Genomic DNA, 19602 nt, shown 5'->3' on the forward strand with positions numbered 1-19602 from the left:
AAAAAGACAACAAGGGGTCGTTATGGATCAACCGAATCAGAGCTACAGCCGTGGCTCTCAGGACAAGCGCTTGCTGGCGATGACCATTGGCCAGGCATTCGATCAAACCGTCGCGCAGTATCCCGATGGCGAAGCCTTGGTGGTTCGCCATCAGCAGCGGCGCTACACCTGGCGGCAACTGGCCGAGACGGTTGATCTGCATGCACGGGCGTTCCTCGCCTTGGGTATGCAGATCGGTGACCGCCTGGGTATCTGGGCGCCCAATTGCGCCGAATGGCTGATCTGCCAAGTGGCAAGCGCTAAGCTCGGTGTGATCCTCGTCAATATCAACCCGGCCTATCGCAGCAGTGAGCTGGATTACGTGCTCAAGCAATCCGGCTGCCAATGGCTGGTGTGCGCCGGTTCGTTCAAGAGCTCCGATTACCACGCCATGCTCCAGGCATTGAAGCCTGAGCTGCGCGGCCTCATCAGTCTCGATCCCAGCCCGCCGCCTGAATTCATGCCTTGGTCGCAACTGTCGGCCCTGGGCGCCGGAGTTAGCCCCGAGCAACTGCAAAGCCGGCAGACCAGCCTGCACTTCGACCAACCCGTGAATATCCAATACACCTCCGGCACCACCGGTTTCCCCAAGGGTGCCACCCTCAGTCACCACAATATCCTCAATAACGGTTACATGGTCGGCGAAAGCCTGGGCTTGACCGCGCAGGACCGCCTGGTCATCCCGGTGCCGCTGTATCACTGCTTCGGCATGGTGATGGGTAACCTCGGTTGCATCACCCACGGCACCACCATGATCTATCCCAATGACGGTTTCGACCCGCTGCTGACATTGACTGCCGTCGCCGAAGAACGAGCCACCGGCCTGTATGGCGTGCCGACCATGTTTATCGCCATGCTTGATCACCCAGGCCGGGCCGGGTTCGACTTGGCCAGCCTGCGCACCGGTATCATGGCCGGGGCGACATGCCCGATCGAAGTCATGCGTCGGGTCATCAACGAACTGCACATGCGCGAAGTGCAAATTGCCTACGGCATGACCGAAACCAGCCCCGTGTCGCTGCAAACCGGGGCGGATGACGATATAGAACGGCGCGTCACCACGGTGGGCCGCACCCAACCGCAACTGGAGACCAAGATTGTCGATGATGCCGGCAACACCGTGGTGCGCGGCGTGATCGGTGAACTATGTACGCGCGGCTACAGCGTGATGCTCGGTTACTGGAACAACCCCGACGGCACCCGCGAGGCAATCGATGAGGCCGGCTGGATGCACACCGGCGACCTGGCAACCATGGACGAGCACGGCTACGTCTGCATTGCCGGGCGTAACAAGGACATGATTATTCGCGGGGGCGAGAACGTGTACCCGCGTGAGCTGGAAGAGTTTTTCTTCACCCACCCGGCAGTGGCCGATGTGCAGATCATCGGTATTCCGGATGAGCGTTACGGTGAAGAAATCGTCGCCTGGATCAAGTTTCATCCCGGCCATGTGGCCAACGAGCTGGAACTGTCGAGCTGGTGCAAGGACCGCATCGCCCACTTCAAGACGCCCAGGTACTTCAAGTTTGTGGACGAGTTTCCGATGACGGTGACGGGCAAGATCCAGAAATTTCGCATGCGCGAGATCAGCATTGAGGAGTTGGCGTCTGCCCGAGAATGAGCCGTGGGGCGCTTTGTAGCGCGGGCTAGCTGAATACCACCGTTTGAAGCGCGAACGATCGCACATTGATCGTTTGTTCCTTCAAATGGAGTTTGGTAAATGAGTGAGCTTGATCAACCTGGCAGCAGTCAATCAACGGCGGTGCAGAGCGTTCATGCACGGGTGATACAGGACCGGTTGCCGTCCTGGTACGGCGCCGCCGACCTTAAGCGCAAAAAGGAGTTTTCTGAAACGCAGTTCGCGATGCCCGAATGGTATAAAAACTTGTCGTCGGGGAAAAAGTTGAAGCTGAGTGATGCTTACATCCGCAGCTTTAATTCGCTGAATAGACTGGATCACAGTTTTAATGGGCTTAAAGGGGTTGTGGATTTTGCCGAACCACTTTTAGTGGCGGCCATGAAAGAAAAATTCGGTGGGCGTCACAATGTAAGGCAGCTATTTTTTGCCACTGAAAAGTTGATGCCGGCTGATCGCTCTAAAGTCTTTGGGCGAGAGGCATCATGTTATTGCTATTACGAAGGTGTTAGTCTGCTTGAGGCGGCATTAAAGAACTTTGCGATAGAAGATACCCTTGAGGTGGCCGATCAGAACGCCAGGCTTATCACTCAGTATGATTTTCATCGACAATCGCCCTCTTATACGTTCAATCATACACAAACGCTCGGCGGTAGAGTCTCGATAAAACCTCATTTGTTTGCCAGCCTGTGCCGAGAATTGGATTTGGGTACGCAATACTTGAGGCATGTCGAGTCGTTTATCTGTCCCGAAGACACACCCAACTTTGCAGCGGGCACCGCCACCAAGACCATGCGTAATCGCATGTTGAATTCGGCCAGGTATCAGTTCCTGTTCGCCGCCGAGGTAGCGCTTGGGTGCGGGGATATTCAAGAAGACACCTACCAGGTGATGCGGAAAACAGCGGATAACCATCAGGAATTAAAGTGGCGAGAGAAAACACTCACTTATTCGGGACTTAAGTTGCTTGGGCAGCCGCTGGCGCAAATTGTTGTTATAGGTAATGTCAATGTGCAAGTTGCTCATCGCAGCCTGGTGTTCATGAATGAGCCTTGTGTGGTGTTCATTCCAGGAGATCCTGTTTGTATGTTGAAGGAATACTCGAGTTTGACAAGCTTCAAACTTGATTTGGTTGAGCGATTGTGCCTGGTAAGTTATCGAAGGTTTTTTAGTCAGTTCATACCCTACGAGCAACAAGGTGTATTTTTTACAAAGCTCAAGCGGCATCTTGATCCCTCCGGTAAATTTTCTGAACGTGAAGATTATGATTCTGACAAAAAGGATCTCAGGGGCGTCACCGCTTCTTATGGGGGGCGTTTTTCGGTGTTGTGGCGCGAACACGCTTGGCAAAAAGCCAATCTAATACTGAGGAATGCGCAAGCGATGGCCGTTTCCAATGATGCGGCGGATCAGCGTGCACGTAACGCCTGGTTGGTGAAAATGGGCAGCATGGCTTTGAATGTATTGAATGTTGCAGTTTTTATTTTCCCCGAGCTGGCTCCCGTGATGCTCGCAATTGGGGCAGCGCAAATGTTATGGGAAGTCGCATCGGGAATAGCGGCGTGGGACGAAGGGGATACAAAAGCGGCATGGGCCCATGTTTCGGCCATTGCCTTTAATGTAACTACGGCGGCGGTGGGGGCCAAGTTGTTTCCGCTGGTCAAGACGGCATTTGTTGAAAGCCTGTCCCACGTTCGTTGCCCCGATGGAAATATCCGTCTGTATTCTCCTGACCTGAGGCCTTATCAGCGCCAGGTCACAATGCCTGATGGTCTCACGGCCAATGAAGACGGATTGTTTGAACATGAAGGGGGGTTATACCTGCGGGAAAAAAATAACATGCATTACTTGGTGGAGCGGATGGGTGCCAGCAATGACTTTAAAATCCTGCATCCGGACAACCCGGCGGCTTATACCCCAAAGGTAAGCCGTACGGGCGCCGGGGCGTGGGCACATGAGCACGAGAACCCGATGACATTGACCGGGCCGCAGTTGATGCAGCGGTTGGGCCCGATGGCAGAGCGTTTTGCCAATGAGCCTCTTAAGCTCGAACGCATAGTGCAAATGACTGCAACGGAAGTGGACACTCTACGTAAGATACATACAGACCAGGCAGCACTGCCCGCGCTACTGACCGATACCTTGAAGCGACTTGAAATGGATAATGTCGTGGCAGAGGAAGTTTCCACTGTCAGGGCCTCACAGAGAGCGGCGTATCAATCTGACCTTTTCAGCCAGCGCTACGCCGCCGCCGAGGGTGGAGAAAGCGCGACAGTAAGGTTTATCAAACGCTTATTCCCTTCTCTACCCTCGGCGGTTGTCGAGGAACTGTTGAACGGTGCCAACTCCTCCGAAATGCAAGCGCTCACCGAGCGCCAACGTATGCCGCAGAACTTGGCTGAAGAGGCCCGTCATTATCAGCAGCAGGTGCGTTTGGCGCGAACGTATGAAGGGTTATACCGAAAAACCCTGGCCAATGACGACACGCAACGCATGGTGCTGCACAGTCTGGATAAACTTCCTGGTTGGCCATCAGACCTGCGCATTGATGTTGTCGAACGGCTGCCGGGTGGAGAGCGCCTACTGGATTCGGTGGGGCCAGAGAATGCGGCGGTCAAGCGTCGTTTCATCAAGTTCGGTCCCAAGAACCTTTATGAGGTACAGGACGAAAAAATCGCGGTATTGAACCATCAGGCGGACATCTATGGGGCTGTACAGTCAGCAGTTTCTCCTGAGGATTGGAGGGCGATGAACCTGACGGCCTCTGATCGCGGCGCGAGTCTGAAACAGGCACTGGAGCAAATGCCGCTGATGCCTCGCGATGAACTGCGTGCGTTGCTGCGCATGCAGCCTGCCAAACCACGCTACAAACCGCCAATGCGCCTTGCCGATGGACGCTTTGGTTATCCATTGAGCCCGGTAGGCGGTGCGGGTCGTCGACCTTATGCATGTGAAAGGGCAGCGTTAGACCTTTATCCGTCAATGTCCATCGCGCAGGTGGATCAGATACTGGGGCTAGAGGGCGTCAACGATATTGAATTTATGGCAAAAATGGATTTGCTCAAAGACGAGTTCAAGCAACTCAATACAGACTTGGACGCCTGGCGGGCCGACGGTGATAGCCAGCAACGCAGGACCCGTGGCCGGGTCGTCGTTGCCATCAAAGATGCATGGCAGCGTCGGTCGCCGCAACAGGCCATGGCCGCCGAGCAAGAGCACATGGCGTACATCCTGCGCTTGGCTGATGAGCAACCCGGTGAGTTACCAGCGATTACGGCGAACATGGACCATGTGGACTGTTTGGATTTATCCAGAATGTACCTTTCGGATGCGTCCTTGCCCTTCTTGCGCGCATTCGGCGGTTTGCGCTGGTTGGATATCAGCTCTAGCAACTTCACGCAGCTGCCGGAGTTTGCCAACGGTGGAGCCGGTTTGACCTGGCTCGATATGAGCAGTAACGACATTCGGTTGACGAGGCAAAGCCAGGCGCATCTCGAAGGCATGCAGCGTTTGACCGTACTTAACCTCTCCCATAACCGTCAGTTGGGATGGGCCGCCGATCTGAGCAACATGCGTGACTTGAACAGGCTGAATCTGGCGAATACCGGAACGACAACGTTCCCCAGAGGCGCCGAACGACTGCATAACCTGAACCGGATCGATCTGCACACAAACGCGATTACTCAGCTGCCCGAGTACGCCGTTGAGAATCCGGACCGAATCAACGTGCATGAAAATCCTGTGTCGCAAGTAGTCCTTACCGATGACCACGTCACCCTGGCTGAGGCGCGCAGGTTGTGGCTGCACGATTCCCCCCCAGCCATGCAGGCCGGTCGCGGCGAAATGTGGGACCAGCTCAGTTCCAGTCCCGAGGCGGCGGCATTTTTTACCGTGGTGGCGGACACAACCCGTTGTGCAGAGTACAAATCCGGGGTTACCCGGCCGCAACTGGCGGAGCGCGTTTGGGACATGATTGGGGCCGTCCATGAGAACCAACACACTCGCGATGTATTGTTTAAATCAGCTGATGATCGCGTTACCTGTGGTGACGGGAGTGTGCTGGAGTTCATGAACATGGAAACTGATCTGTTGGTGGAAAAATCGCTTGAGAGGGTCGGAGAGCATGACGTTGAGGCGACCCTGATTGGCACCGCAGAGCGACTATTTCGCCTGAAGTTGGTAGATATCATCGCTGAGCGTGACGTCGAGTCGCGCGGGCCGGCCTTCACCGAGCAGGCCGAAGTCATCTTTGCTTATCGCTCCGGCTTGGCGCAGCGACTGGATTTGCCGATCAAATCCCTTGAGATGCTCCATCGCCCTATCGCGGGTGTGGCCCCGGAGACTCTTGATGCTGCCTATGTACAAGTGCTTGAGGGCGAAAAAAACATCAGTGAAAAAAGTCATTTTTTTGTGGACATGGAATTTTGGAGAAACCAACTTCGCGCCCAATACCCACAGGACCTCAGCACCCTGACGATGGCCGATTTTGAGGTAATAACCGAGAAGCAAGAGGCGTTGGAAAAGGTGGTAGATCTGCAGAACACACAGGATGACCTTGTAGAGCAGGATGCAAAGAAGGCTTGGCAGCTAGAGTACGAGACAGCGGTTAACAGAGTTGCCAGCCTGCTGGGTAAGAGCCGGGATCAAATTCTGGCCGATGGGTCAATGACCAGTGGTTTCTATAACCAGGAAATGAAACAACTGAGGGCGCAGCGACAAGCCAAGGAAACAGCTGCGCTGCGGGCTTTGACGGTTACTGTGCTTAACCAATTTTCGACGAAGAAGGTGGCATCCGCCTAAGTCACATAAGTGCAAGCAGCACAAAGGGGACCCGAAGGTCCCCTTTAATTTGTCGTTGCGTGCTCTTTTCTTATTATTGAGGGGCGGCCTGTTGTTGTTTTTGGTAGCCGTGGCCCGTACCGCTATTTTTGGCGACCCCCATCCGGGGTCAAGAGCAAACGTATTTTTTTGAGCGCTGACCTGCTTCTTCGTAAACGATCCAACCAGTGGTAGCTACCTGAGGTAGTTTTATTTTTCTCTATCCGGTTACGGGTTGCGGCATGCCGTACCCTGCGAAGCACATCTTCTCCAAAAAAATCTGTTAGCTGCGTCTCTGCCGTGTTGTTTTTGTTATGTCAGAGTCGTTTCGTCTTGTTTTTATTAGGTTTGGCGCTTTTTATTCTTGTTATGCCATAGAGATAGCAGGAGCCGTGCCAACTTTTTAAATTCGTTTAAAATCATGTAGTTAGTATTTTTCGGGCAAATAGTTTTGCCTAGGCATGACGAATTATGTTCCCGCGTTACCCGTTGTGCAGGTGTGCGGTAACACATTGTCACAGCTGTGCTACTCAACTGGCGTTACGCACCTTCGCAACACGGGACCCGCTAGGTCGACCAAGGACGTGGCTGATCTGCCGGCCTGCGCCAATCAAGCGTTCCAGGTCGATCCCCGTTTCGATCCCCAAACCGTTGAGCAGGTACAACACGTCTTCGGTGGCCACGTTACCGCTGGCGCCCTTGGCGTAAGGGCAGCCGCCGAGGCCCGCGATAGAGCTGTCGAATACATTTATGCCTTCCAGCAGGCTGGCATAGATATTGGCGATGGCCTGGCCGTAGGTGTCATGGAAATGCCCGGCCAGCTTGTCCCTTGGCACTTGCGCCCCGACCACTTCGAACAGGCGCCGAGTTGCGCCCGCGGTGCCCGTGCCGATGGTGTCACCCAGGGACACTTCATAGCAGCCCATGGCGTACAGCTCACTGGCGACCGCGGCCACTTGCTCCGGGGCGATATCGCCTTCGTAAGGGCAGCCCAACACGCACGACACATACCCGCGCACGCTGATGCCGTGCTGTTTGGCCGCGGCCATGATCGGCGCGAATCGCTCCAGGCTTTCGCTGATGGAGCAGTTGATATTGCGCTGGGAAAAAGCCTCGGACGCCGCGGCAAACACCGCAACTTCCTTGACCCCGGCCGCCAGCGCATCTTCAAACCCGCGCAGGTTCGGCGCCAGTGCACCGTAGCTCACGCCGGGCTTGCGCTGGATCTGCGCGAATACTTCAGCCGAACCGGCCATCTGCGGCACCCATTTTGGCGAGACAAAACTGCCGACTTCGATATAGCTCAAGCCGGCTTCGCTCAACGCGTCTACCAACTGGACTTTGTCCGCCACGCTGATGGGCTGGGCTTCGTTCTGCAAACCGTCGCGTGGGCCGACTTCCACCAGGCGCACGTAAGAGGGGAGGGACATGGCAGTTACCTTCTGGTTAATGGCCGGCTTGGCTCATGGTGTGCGCAAGGGCCTGGGTGCAGCGCTCTTCGGCGGTGTCCAGTTCCAGCTTCATTTGTTCGATATCCAGCAGTTGCTGTTCCAACTGTTCGCGGCGTTCGGCGATCTTCGCCAACATGCTGTTGAGCTGGATCTGGTTACCGCCGCTGGGGTCGTAGAGCTCGATCAGTTCGCGGCATTCGGCCAGGGAAAAGCCGATGCGCTTGCCCCGCAGGATCAGCTTGAGGCTGACTTTGTCCCGCGCCGAGTAGATACGCTCCTGGCCCCGGCGTTCCGGGGCCAGCAGGCCTTGTTCTTCATAGAAGCGAATGGCGCGCGTGGTGATGTCGAGCTCGCGGGCGAGGTCGGAGATGCTGTAGGTGGTGCTCATGGCGGTGCTCAAGAAAGGCTTGGCGCTAAGCTAATTGCAGGTTGACGTGAACGTCAAGGGGCGCTGCGCGTGCCATCGGGGGCAAGCCCCCTCCCACAATGGGTATTCTTGAACCTTAGGATTGCTGTTTGTCGAGCTTCTTTTCGTGGGCGGTGACTTGCTGGCACAACTCGATCATCTGCTCGCGCATCCAGCGGTTTGCCGGGTCCTGGTCGGTGCTTTCATGCCAGTACAGGTGGGTTTCCACCGGGGGCACGTCGTTGACCGGCAGGTTGAACCAGTGCAGTTCATGGCGACGAGCGAAGCGTTCGGGCACGGTCATGACCATGTCGGTCTGCTGCAACACTTGCGAAGCCATCAGGTAGTGCTGCGAGCGCAGGGCGATCTTGCGCTGGATGCCCATTTTGCCCAGCGCCAGGTCCACATGGCCCAAGCCATTGCGACGGCTGGAGATATGGATGTGGGTCAATGACAGGTAGTCATCCAGGCTGAATTTGTCCTTGCCTGCCATGGGGTGACCCTTGCGCATGGCGCACACGTAGCGGTCTTCCATCAATTTGACATGGCGCACCTGCGGGTCGGTGTTGAGCGGCGCATCCACGGCGAAATCCAGGCGCCCGGCGGCCAGTTCCTTGGTGGTCTCACGGCGCTTGGACAGGAAACTCTCGATCACCACGGTCGGCGCCAGGCGGCGCAGGCGCTGGAACAATAACGGCAGAATCACCGCTTCAGTGAGGTCTGTCATGCTGATGCGGTAGGTCTTGGCGGCCTGCTGGGGATTGAAAATCCGGCTTTCCTGCACCGACACCCGCAGCAACGACAGCGCATTGCGCACCGGGCCGATGATGTTCTGCGCCATCGGTGTGGGCACCATGCCTTGGGCGGTGCGCACAAACAGCGGGTCGTTGAAGGTTTCGCGCAGGCGTGCCAGGGCGTTGGATACCGCCGGCTGGGTGATGCCGACGATCTGCCCGGCGCGGGTCAGATTGGCTTCGGTATAGATCGCATCAAAGACGATGAAGAGGTTGAGGTCGACCTTGCTCAAATTCATTTCGTTGCGCTCTTATTGTGAGTGTCCATGCGCCGATCATATATCGGTGATGAATGTTAATACACGCCGAGAATAGGCTAGGTAAATTATCAGCGCTGTTCTAGCATCGAATACATGACCTAAACAACCTCTCAAAGAAGGGAGCTGCTCATGGATTTCGCCTATTCGCCCAAGGTTCAGGAACTGCGTGAGCGCGTCACTGCGTTCATGGACGCATACGTCTATCCGGCCGAGCCGGTGTTTGAGCGCCAAGTCAACGAAGGTGATCGCTGGCAGCCCACGGCCATCATGGAAGAGCTCAAGGCCAAGGCTAAAGCCGAGGGCTTGTGGAACCTGTTCCTGCCGGAATCCGAGCTGGGCGCTGGCTTGACTAACCTTGAGTACGCGCCGCTCGCGGAAATCATGGGTCGCTCGTTATTGGGCCCGGAGCCGTTCAACTGCTCCGCTCCCGACACCGGCAATATGGAAGTGCTGGTGCGCTACGCCAACGAAGAGCAGAAACAACGCTGGCTTGAACCACTGTTGCGTGGCGAAATCCGCTCGGCCTTCGCCATGACCGAGCCCGATGTTGCCTCCTCGGATGCCACCAACATGGCCGCCCGCGCCGAACGCCAGGGCGATGAGTGGGTGATCAACGGCAAGAAATGGTGGACCTCCGGCGCCTGTGACCCGCGTTGCAAAATCCTGATCTTCATGGGCTTGAGCAACCCGGATGCGCCGCGCCATCAGCAGCACTCGATGATTCTGGTGCCGGTAGACACCCCCGGCGTGAAAATCGTGCGCCCGTTGCCGGTGTTCGGCTACGACGATGCCCCCCATGGCCACGCCGAGGTGCTGTTCGACAACGTGCGCGTGCCGTATGAGAACGTCTTGCTGGGGGAAGGTCGTGGCTTCGAAATCGCCCAGGGCCGCCTTGGCCCGGGCCGTATCCACCACTGCATGCGCTCCATCGGCATGGCTGAGCGTGCCCTGGAATTGATGTGCAAACGCTCGGTGAGCCGCACCGCGTTCGGCAAGCCGCTGGCCCGCCTGGGTGGCAATATCGACAAGATTGCCGACTCACGCATGGAAATCGACATGGCGCGCCTGCTGACCCTGAAAGCGGCGTACATGATGGACACCGTGGGCAATAAAGTGGCGAAAAGCGAAATCGCCCAGATCAAGGTGGTGGCGCCGAATGTGGCCTTGAAGGTGATCGACCGTGCGATCCAGATCCATGGCGGCGCCGGGGTTTCCAATGATTTCCCGCTGGCCTATATGTACGCCATGCAACGTACCCTGCGCCTGGCGGATGGCCCGGACGAAGTGCACCGCGCGGCGATCGGCAAGTTCGAGATTGGCAAGTATGTGCCGCGCGAGTTGATGCGCGGCGGGCAGTAACACCGCGTCACCTCTATCGGGAGCAAGCCCCCTCCCACATTTTGACTGTATTCACAAATCCAAGTGTGGGAGGGGGCTTGCCCCCGATGAGGCCAGTCCAAGCACCTCAAACTCCAAGGCTCAGTACACCCAAACCTCCACCCGCCGATTCTTGATCCTACCTTCGTCCGCGGTATTCGCCGCCACCGGCATTTGCGCGCCAAACCCGCGAATATCCTTGAGCACCACGCCGCTCTTTGCCAGCTCGCGGCGCACCGCCATCGCCCGTAACTTCGACAGCAACGCCGCACGTTGCGGATCGTTCTTGGTATCGCCAAAGCCCACCAGCGTGACCTGCTTGTTCAGCTTGCCGTGGCTTTTGATATAGGCCACCACCCGCTGCAAATCCTGGCGTGCCTTGTTGTCGAGGCTGGCGCTACCCTCTTCGAAGCGAAAATTTACCGTCAGGCGCTGAGCGTCGCGGGCGATGGCCTGGTAGTCGTCAGGCATTGACGGGCGAGGTGTCACGCCGATCGCCTGCACCTGTTGGGCGATAAACCCATTGGCCGCCACAATCGCCTGGCCTTTACTGGATTGGGTAAAGTCCACCAACGCCTTGGCCCACGGATTGCGGGAGGAGGGCGGCAGATAAAAGAACAGCCGTCGCGACAGCGGGTAATCCTCGGTGGCGATGAGGCTGGTCAGCGGCAACATCGGTTGCGAGTCACCATCGACAATCGCCACTGCTTTAGCCTGACGCACATAGGGCAGGCCGATAAAGCCGATACCTTGGGGATCCTGGCTAACGGCATCGGACAGCTGTTCGCTGGATTCGAAACGTTTGGCTGACGGCGCGAGCGGCTGCTGACGTCGGCTCAACACCAGTTCCCTGAAGGTGTCGTAGGTGCCGGACTGATCATCACGGGCATATAAATGAATGGCACCGCCACTCCCGCCCAACGCCTCCCAGGTGCTGACTTCGCCGTTGAATATCTGGGCCAACTGCTCGGTGTCAAGAGTATTGAGTGGGTTGCGTGGGTTAACAATGATCGCCAGGCCATCAATGGCGATGACCTGTTCGGCATCGGGGCTTTTCAGGTCGCCCAGAGGTTCAAGGTCCACCAGTTCGCCGTCCTTGATCGGGCGGGACGCGGCGGCGAGGTCCGCGCGGGTATTTTTCAGCGCGGCAAAGCCGGTGCTGGAACCGTGGGCCGCGACTTCGATGGTCACCGTTTTGCCTTGGCGCGTCGTGCCGACCACGCTCTGTTCATTTGCCCCGGCGCCCGGTTCGCTGCGCACATCCCGTAAGCCTTGATGCTCCATCAAACCCATGACCAACGCCGGGCCGAGTGCCGCGCCGATGGTGTTGGAGCCCTGGATGCGCAGGGCGGGACCTTGGCCGGGGACGGGAAGAGGGGCTGCCACGGCGGGGAGGGCGATCGCAATACACAGGAACAGAACGCGCAGCATCATGCCGGCACCTTCTCAAGCCAAAGGAAGTGCCGCGAGATTAAGTCAGTTGGGTTGCAGCAATGTGACTGATGCATCGCAAGGCTAAATGTGGGAGGGGGCAAGTCGAATCGTCGCACCGCCCCTCCCACATTTAGATCTTCACCAGGCTTGCTATCAGCTCAGTTCCAACCAGATCGGTGCATGGTCCGACGGCTTCTCCAAGCCACGCAAATCGTAATCCACCCCGGCATCCTTGACCCGTGGCACCAGCCCGGTGGACGCCATGATCACGTCAATGCGCAGCCCGCGCTTGGGCTCATCCTCAAACCCACGGCTGCGATAGTCGAACCAGCTGAAACGGTCGGTCACGTCCGGGTTGAGGTGGCGGAAGCTGTCCACCAGGCCCCAGTTCTTCAGGCGCTCCATCCACTCGCGCTCCTCCGGCAGGAAGCTGCACTTGCCGGTTTTCAGCCAGCGCTTGGCGTTATCGGCGCCGATACCGATGTCGCAGTCTTGCGGGGAAATGTTCACGTCGCCCATCACCACCAGCGCCTGGTCATTGCTGAACTGGCTTTCCAGCAGGTGCTGCAAGTCTTCATAGAAGCGCTGCTTGGCCGGGAACTTGGTGGGGTGATCGCGGCTTTCGCCCTGGGGGAAGTAGCCGTTCATGATGGTCACCGGGTGGCCGTTTTCATCGGCGAAGGTACCCCAGATGAAACGACGCTGGGCGTCTTCTTCATCGCTGGCAAAACCTTTGTGCAGGCTCAAGGCCGGCTGGCGCGAGAGCAGGGCCACGCCGTAGTGGCCTTTCTGCCCGTGGTAGTACACGTGATAACCCAAAGCCTGCACTTCGGCCAGCGGGAACTGATCATCGTGAACCTTGGTTTCCTGCAGGCCGATCACGTCAGGTTGATGCTTTTCAATCAGCGCCGCCAGCTGATGAGGGCGAGCACGCAGCCCGTTGATATTGAAGGAGACGATTTTCATGGTCGGCAGTCCAGTCTGGCAAAAGGGCGATGCTAGCCGACAAGTCGGACGGGGGCCAGCGTGGCGGCAGGGTGAATGCGCTGCTAATGTCTGGGAACGACTGGAGCTGCACAGGTTCGTACCCATAAGAACGCCATGTTTGAGTGGCGCCCAGGGAGATTGACTGTTATGCCAGACACTTCGACGGCCACTGCCGAAATCCGCCTGCTCAATAGCGGTTATTCCCGTGAAGCGCGATCCCTGCTTTACCAGGCGTATCGCCATGAACCGACCTTCGCCTATATCTTCGAAGCCGAACGGCCGGGTTATGAACAACGGGTGCGCGCCACCGTGCGCGAATTGGTCAAACAGCACTTTTTTCAGAAGCTTCCCGCCATCGGCCTGTTCGTCAACGACCGGCTGATCGGTATCGCCCTGATTGCGCCGCCGCAACGACGCCTGGGCATCACCGAGAGCTGGGCCTGGCAGATCCGCATGTGGCTGAGTACCGGCGTGCGCGGTACCCGGCGTTACCTGGAATACCATCAGGCAGTCCTGGCGTGCCTGCCCAGCGAGGCCGTGCATGTGCTGCCGTTGCTGGGCATTCACCCGCAGTTCCAGGGCCAGCATCATGGTGAGCAACTGCTTGAAGCCGTGCACAACTGGTGCGCCGACGATCCGCACTCCTCAGGCGTGGTGCTCGACACCGGCAACTCCCGTTACCTGGATTTCTACAAGCGCCAAGGCTATGAGGAGATCGGTGAAGTCGCCGTAGGGCCGGTGCTGGAGCATGTGTTTTTCCATCCCAATCCCCAGGCGTTACATCCTGCAACGTCTTAGGACAGAATTATTCAGACAAATCCGAGTTCAAAGTCCCTCCCTAGCTCGTGTAGCATCCGCGCCTATGAAGTATCCAGGAAGATTTACCAGCGGCTTGATTCTGCTGTTCACAAGCTGCGGCGCATTGGCGCAAAGTGAACTGGACGTGCGGATCAAACCCTCAAACGACGCGCTGAAAGCCAACATCGAAGGCTATATCGGCGGGGTTGGCGATCGTGACGAAGAAGCCTTGCTGCGGTTCAGCCGTGGCGCCGAGGAGCAGGCGCGCAAAGCCGCGCAGGCACTGGGCTTCTATCAGCCACAGATCGCCAGCGAGGTGAAGGGCGGCAAGAATCCGCGCCTGACCCTCACCATCGACCCCGGCGAACCGGTGCATTTGCGCGACGTGACCATTCGGGTCGATGGCCAGGCCGCGAGCCTCAAGGCCTTTCGCGTACCCGCCAGCGACGACCTCAAGCCCGGTGCCGTGCTCAATCACGGTCATTACGAAGACGCCAAGCGCCTGATCCAGAACCAGGCGTCACGCTACGGCTTTTTCAGCGGGCGCTTCACTAGCCAGAAGCTCGCGGTTGATCCTCAAGCGGGCGTGGCCGACATCGAACTCATTTACGACAGCGGCCCGCGCTACAGCATGGGCAAGGTCAGCTTCAGCGGCGACACGCCGTTTGATGAAGAACTGTTGCAACGCATGGTGCCCTTTGACAGTGGCACGCCGTACGACTCCGAGCTGGTCGCCGAACTCAACCAGAACCTGCAAGCCAGCGGCTTCTTCGAAGGCGTGCGCGTGGACGCCAGCCCCACCGCCGCGACTGATGACGTGATCCCGGTCGCTGTACAATTGGAAACCCGCAAGCCCCGCACCATGGGCCTCGGCCTGGGTTACTCCACCGACGTCGGCCCACGGGGCAAAGCCAACTGGACGCGGCATTGGGTCAACCCCCAGGGCCACAGCTACGGTTGGGAAGCCGAATTGTCGGCACCGCGGCAGAACGTCGGCCTGTGGTATGACATCCCGCTGGACCCGCCGCTCACCGACAAATTGCGTTTTGCCGGCGGCTATCAGAATGAAGAGATCGCCAACACCGACACCTTGAGCAAGCTGCTCACCATTGGCCCCGAATGGCACAGCAAGTTGCCCAGCGGCTGGACGCGGGTGATTTCCCTCAAGTACCAGCGTGAGGAATACCGCCTGGGCAATGACTCGGGGCTGAGTAACCTGTTGATGCCGGGGGTGAGTTATTCCTACCTGCGCAGCGACAACCGTATCGACCCGCACCATGGCTATCGCCTGATGTTCGACACCAAGGTCGCCAAAGAGGGCCTGGGGTCTGACACCAACCTGCTTTACGGCACGGCCACGATCAAGGGCCTGACCACCTTGTGGGACAACCACCGTTTTCTGGGGCGCGCACAATTTGGCGGCAGTGCCACCAACGGCTACAAATCCGTGCCGCCGTCGTTGCGCTTCTTTGCCGGTGGCGACCAGAGCGTGCGCGGCTACGAGTACCAGACCCTGTCGCCCGAGAACGATCGTGGCGACCGTATCGGTGGTCGCTACATGGTGGCCTTGAGTGCCGAGTATCAATACTCCATCACCGATAAATGGCGGATCGCGACCTTCATCGACCAGGGTAACTCGTTCAACAACCTGGACCTGCCGAGCCTGAAAACCGGCGTCGGCGTCGGCGTGCGCTGGGTGTCGCCGGTGGGGCCGATCCGCCTCGACCTGGCCCATGCCCTCGAAGATCCGGGCGGCGTTCGCTTGCACTTTTCCATGGGGCCTGAGCTGTGATGCGTGGTTTGAAGATAGCGGGGCTGGTGCTGGTCGCCATCCTCGTGTTGCTGTTGTTGGCGCTGTGGTCAGTGCTTGGCACCCAGGCGGGCAGTCGCTGGGCCTTGGGCCAGGTGCCAGGTTTGAGCGTGGAGAATTACCAGGGCCGCCTGGGCGGGCAGTGGAGTGCCGATCATCTGCTGTGGCAGCAGGACGGCAGCCGCGTCGAGCTGAATGCGCCGACGTTTGACTGGTCGCCCGGCTGTCTGTTGCGCATGACCCTGTGTATCAACCGACTGGACGTGGAACAGGTCAGCCTGGAATTTGCCCCCAGTGCCGAAGAGAGCAGCAGCGGGCCGATTCAACTCCCCGACCTGAAACTGCCGGTTGCCATCCAACTGGGCGACGTTCGCATCGGTAGCCTGCTGTTCAACGGCAGCGAAGAACTCAAGGGCCTGCAACTGGCGGCGCACTGGACCACCGCTGGTATGCAGATTGACTCGGTACATTTGCAGCGCGATGACCTGGTGCTCGACCTTGCCGGCCTGCTGCAACCTACCGGCGATTGGCCGCTGAATGCCACCGGCAACCTGAGCCTGCCCTACGCCCCAGGCGGTGCACCCTGGAGCGTCGCGCTCAAGCTCGACGGCGACCTGCTCAAGACCCTCAAGCTCGACGCCGACAGCAGCGGCTACCTGCCGGCCAAGCTCAAAGGCGAGCTGCAACCCCTGGCCGAAAACCTGCCGGCGCAGTTGCACATCACCTCCGAGGCGTTCAAACCCAGCGCCGACCTGCCTGACACCTTGCAACTCAACCAGTTGGACTTGAGCGCCAAGGGCAACCTGAAAGATGGCTACCAGTTGCTGGGCAAGGCCGTGCTGCCAGCGGAAAAAGGCCCGGTGGATTTACTCCTGCAAGGCAAGGTCGACGCCAAGGGCGCGCAGATCGCCGGGCTGGACCTGAATGCCGGTGACCAGCAAAGCCTCAAGCTCAGTGCCAACCTGGACTGGCAACAAGGCTTCAGTGCTGACGCCAAAATCGACTGGCTGGACTTCCCCTGGCATCGCCTCTATCCCGTCATCGACGAGCCGCAAGTGGCATTGCGTACCTTCAATGGTGAAATCTCCTATAAGGACGGCAATTACCTGGGCAACCTCAAGGCCGACCTTGATGGCCCGGCGGGTAAGTTCAATGTGGTCACCCCCTTCAGTGGCGACCTCAAGCAAGTCTTCCTGCCCGAGTTGAAACTGACGGCCGGTCAGGGCAAGGCCGAAGGCCACCTGAACCTGCAATTTGCCGACGGTATTGCCTGGGACACCGCGCTGGACCTGTCGGCGTTGAACCCGGCGTACTGGGTGGCCGAGTTACCCGGCACCCTGGCCGGACCGCTGCGCAGCAAAGGCGAGTTCAAAAATGAACAACTCAAGCTCAACGCCGACCTCGACCTCAAGGGCCGCCTGCGCGGGCAAACCGCTGTGCTGGCGGCCAAGGCCGAAGGTGCAGGCGAACAATGGACCCTCGCCAACCTGGACATCCGCCTGGGTGACAACCGCATCAACGGCAGTGGCAGCCTGCAACAACGCCTGGCCGGGCAGATCGACATCAAGCTGACGCGCCTGGCCCAGCTCTGGCCGCAACTGCGCGGGCAAATCAATGGGCGTGTCGATGTGGCCGGCACCTTGAAGGCGCCGCAAGGCAAACTCGACCTCAAGGGCCAGCAACTCGCATTTGCCGACAATCGCCTGCAAGCCCTCAACCTCGACGCCAGCCTCGATAGCGCCCAACGCGCCAAGCTCGACCTCAAGGCCAGCGGCATCTACGCCGGCGAAACCCAGGTCGGCAACCTGACCGCCAGCGCCCAGGGCGATATCAAGAACCAAAAGGTCCAACTGGACCTGGCCGGCCCCCTGGTCAAGCTGGCCCTGGCATTGGATGGCAACTTCGATAAAGACAACTGGCGCGGGCGCCTCGCCAGTGGCGACGTGCAAGCCGGTGGCCAGGACTGGCGGCTGCAAGCCCCGGCGAAAATCGAGCGCCTGGCCGATGGCAAGCTGACCTTCGGTGCTCACTGCTGGGTCTCCGGGCCCGCCAGCCTGTGTGGCGAAGACCAGCGCCTGATGCCCGAACCGAAGCTGCGTTACCACCTCAAGCAATTCCCCATCGACAGCCTTGCGGCATTTTTGCCCAAAGACTTCGCCTGGCAGGGCAAGCTCAATGCTGACGTACAGCTCGATTTGCCCGAAAGCGGACCCAAGGGCGTAGTGGCGGTAGATGCCAGCGGCGGCACCTTGCGCGTGCGTGACAAGGGCCAGTGGCTGGATTTCCCCTACGACACCCTGAAGCTGGAAACCACCCTCAACCCCAAGCGTATCGACACCCAGCTGAATTTTCGTGGCGGCAAGCTTGGCGAGTTGTTGTTGCAGGCGCAGATAAATCCGCTGCCGAACAATAAGCCGATCACCGGCAATTTCAGCCTCACCGGCCTGGACCTCGCCGTGGCGCGGCCGTTTGTGCCGATGGTGGAAAAGCTCACCGGCAAGCTCAACGGCAGTGGCCGCATCTCGGGCGGTTTGCTCGCGCCGCTGGTCAACGGCAACCTGAACCTGGTGGACGGTGAAGTCTCCGGGCCCGAGTTGCCCATCAGCCTTGAGGGCTTGAACCTGCAGGCGCAGATCGCCGGCGAAAGCGTGCAGCTCAACGGTGGCTGGCGTAGCGGCAAGGCCGGGCAGGGTAACCTCACGGGCCAGATCGACTGGGGCCGCGCCCTGGTCGTCGACCTCAGCCTGAAGGGCTCGCAACTGCCGGTCACCGTAGAACCCTATGCCAAGCTGGAAGTGGCACCCGACCTGAAGATCAGCCTCAAGGACGACAAACTGGCGATTGCCGGCAAAGTGCATATCCCCCGTGGCGATATCACCGTGCGCGAGCTGCCGCCTTCGACGGTCAAGGTCTCTGACGACACGGTGATCATCGGCAGCCAGACCGAAGAGGGCAAAGCGCCGATGGCGATGGCCATGGATATCGACGTGGAGGTGGGTAAAGACCAGCTCAACTTCGCCGGTTTTGGCCTCACCGCCAAGGTCCAGGGCCATGTGCATATCGGCGACAACATGGACACCCGTGGCGAGCTGTGGCTCAACGACGGCCGCTACCGTGCCTACGGCCAGCGCCTCAATGTGCGCCGTGCGCGGCTGTTGTTCGCCGGGCCGCTGGACCAACCGTTCCTGGATATCGAAGCGGTGCGCGTAGTGGTTGAATCGTCCCGCACCGTGACTGCCGGTATTCGCCTGAGCGGCAGCGCCGAACAGCCGGCCACGCAGATTTTCTCCGAGCCGGCCATGGCTCAAGAGGATGCGCTGTCGTACCTGGTGTTGGGCCGTTCGCGCACCAACACTGGCGAAGACAACAACATGCTCGCCGAAGCCGCCCTGGGCCTGGGCTTGATGGGCAGCGCCGGTGTGACCTCGGATATCGCCAATAAGCTGGGTATCCAGGATTTCGACCTCGACACCCAGGGCACCGGTAACAGCACCGCGGTGGTGGCCAGCGGCAAGATCAACGAGAAGCTCAGCCTGCGTTATGGGGTCGGGGTGTTTGAACCGGCTAACACCATTGCGTTGCGCTACCTGCTGAGCAAGAAGGTGTACCTGGAAGTCGCTACGGGCGTAGCCAGTTCCCTGGATATCTTTTACAAACGCGATTTCTGATCGGTACGCGGTAAAAAATGTGGGAGGGGCGGTGCGACGATTCGACTTGCTCCTCCCACATTGGTTTTCATTTCACTCCAGCCTTCGGTCAACTACCAAGCAACCTAATTATTCCATTTGACAT

The 19602-nt window shown here is 58.7% G+C and carries 11 protein-coding genes; 6 read left to right on the forward strand and 5 right to left on the reverse strand.

Annotated elements, in window-relative coordinates; translation table 11 throughout:
* Positions 1–22: 22 nt before the first annotated feature.
* Positions 23–1660, forward strand: a complete 1638-nt coding sequence (locus tag E3O56_RS11530; protein ID WP_248128270.1) for an AMP-binding protein — start codon at positions 23–25, stop codon at positions 1658–1660.
* A 99-nt stretch (positions 1661–1759) separates the two neighbouring features.
* Positions 1760–6475: a DUF6543 domain-containing protein gene (locus E3O56_RS11535; protein ID WP_248128271.1), complete on the forward strand. Its 4716-nt coding sequence runs from the start codon at positions 1760–1762 to the stop codon at positions 6473–6475.
* A gap of 548 nt (positions 6476–7023) precedes the next feature.
* On the opposite strand, the gene E3O56_RS11540 is transcribed toward E3O56_RS11535, so the two are convergent.
* From E3O56_RS11540 to E3O56_RS11550, 3 genes are all read right to left on the reverse strand, one after another.
* Complete coding sequence (locus E3O56_RS11540) at positions 7024–7923, reverse strand: hydroxymethylglutaryl-CoA lyase (protein WP_248128272.1); 900 nt, start codon at positions 7921–7923, stop codon at positions 7024–7026.
* 16 nt (positions 7924–7939) lie between these two features.
* The gene (locus E3O56_RS11545; RefSeq protein ID WP_005789203.1) at positions 7940–8332 is read right to left on the reverse strand and encodes a MerR family DNA-binding transcriptional regulator; all 393 of its coding nucleotides are present in this window, start codon (positions 8330–8332) and stop codon (positions 7940–7942) included.
* Between the two features lie 115 nt (positions 8333–8447).
* Entirely contained in the window at positions 8448–9383 is a 936-nt protein-coding gene (locus E3O56_RS11550; protein ID WP_032880570.1) for a LysR family transcriptional regulator, read from the reverse strand.
* 150 nt (positions 9384–9533) lie between these two features.
* Here E3O56_RS11550 and E3O56_RS11555 point away from each other — a divergent pair, with 150 nt between their 5' ends.
* Complete coding sequence (locus E3O56_RS11555) at positions 9534–10763, forward strand: acyl-CoA dehydrogenase (RefSeq protein WP_248128274.1); 1230 nt, start codon at positions 9534–9536, stop codon at positions 10761–10763.
* Between the two features lie 120 nt (positions 10764–10883).
* Here E3O56_RS11555 and E3O56_RS11560 read toward each other — a convergent pair whose 3' ends face one another.
* Complete coding sequence (locus E3O56_RS11560; protein ID WP_248128276.1) at positions 10884–12215, reverse strand: phosphate ABC transporter substrate-binding/OmpA family protein; 1332 nt, start codon at positions 12213–12215, stop codon at positions 10884–10886.
* A gap of 153 nt (positions 12216–12368) precedes the next feature.
* Positions 12369–13181, reverse strand: coding sequence for an exodeoxyribonuclease III (gene xthA / locus E3O56_RS11565; RefSeq protein ID WP_032880573.1), 813 nt, complete (start codon positions 13179–13181; stop codon positions 12369–12371).
* 168 nt (positions 13182–13349) lie between these two features.
* Between xthA and E3O56_RS11570 the strand changes: the two genes are divergently transcribed.
* From E3O56_RS11570 to E3O56_RS11580, 3 genes are all read left to right on the forward strand, one after another.
* A complete protein-coding gene (locus tag E3O56_RS11570; RefSeq protein WP_005789194.1) occupies positions 13350–14000 on the forward strand; it encodes a GNAT family N-acetyltransferase in 651 nt (216 codons plus the stop codon).
* Between the two features lie 64 nt (positions 14001–14064).
* Positions 14065–15792 carry an autotransporter assembly complex family protein gene (locus E3O56_RS11575; RefSeq protein ID WP_103734475.1) on the forward strand — a complete coding sequence of 576 codons (1728 nt, stop codon included), beginning with the start codon at positions 14065–14067 and terminating at the stop codon, positions 15790–15792.
* The gene (locus tag E3O56_RS11580) at positions 15792–19478 is read left to right on the forward strand and encodes a translocation/assembly module TamB domain-containing protein (protein ID WP_248128277.1); all 3687 of its coding nucleotides are present in this window, start codon (positions 15792–15794) and stop codon (positions 19476–19478) included. The genes E3O56_RS11575 and E3O56_RS11580 overlap by 1 nt, the downstream gene beginning before the upstream one ends.
* Positions 19479–19602 lie beyond the last annotated feature (124 nt).

The sequence above is a fragment of the Pseudomonas sp. W2Aug9 genome, from assembly GCF_023127755.1.
Taxonomy (GTDB): Bacteria; Pseudomonadota; Gammaproteobacteria; order Pseudomonadales; family Pseudomonadaceae; genus Aquipseudomonas; species Aquipseudomonas synxantha_A.

Coding starts and splice junctions, on each gene's coding strand:
- E3O56_RS11530 (WP_248128270.1), top strand. CDS start 23: ATGGATCAACCGAATCAGAGCTACAGCCGTGGCTCTCAGGACAAGCGC.
- E3O56_RS11535 (WP_248128271.1), top strand. CDS start 1,760: ATGAGTGAGCTTGATCAACCTGGCAGCAGTCAATCAACGGCGGTGCAG.
- E3O56_RS11540 (WP_248128272.1), bottom strand. CDS start 7,923: ATGTCCCTCCCCTCTTACGTGCGCCTGGTGGAAGTCGGCCCACGCGAC.
- E3O56_RS11545 (WP_005789203.1), bottom strand. CDS start 8,332: ATGAGCACCACCTACAGCATCTCCGACCTCGCCCGCGAGCTCGACATC.
- E3O56_RS11550 (WP_032880570.1), bottom strand. CDS start 9,383: ATGAATTTGAGCAAGGTCGACCTCAACCTCTTCATCGTCTTTGATGCG.
- E3O56_RS11555 (WP_248128274.1), top strand. CDS start 9,534: ATGGATTTCGCCTATTCGCCCAAGGTTCAGGAACTGCGTGAGCGCGTC.
- E3O56_RS11560 (WP_248128276.1), bottom strand. CDS start 12,215: ATGATGCTGCGCGTTCTGTTCCTGTGTATTGCGATCGCCCTCCCCGCC.
- xthA (WP_032880573.1), bottom strand. CDS start 13,181: ATGAAAATCGTCTCCTTCAATATCAACGGGCTGCGTGCTCGCCCTCAT.
- E3O56_RS11570 (WP_005789194.1), top strand. CDS start 13,350: ATGCCAGACACTTCGACGGCCACTGCCGAAATCCGCCTGCTCAATAGC.
- E3O56_RS11575 (WP_103734475.1), top strand. CDS start 14,065: ATGAAGTATCCAGGAAGATTTACCAGCGGCTTGATTCTGCTGTTCACA.
- E3O56_RS11580 (WP_248128277.1), top strand. CDS start 15,792: ATGCGTGGTTTGAAGATAGCGGGGCTGGTGCTGGTCGCCATCCTCGTG.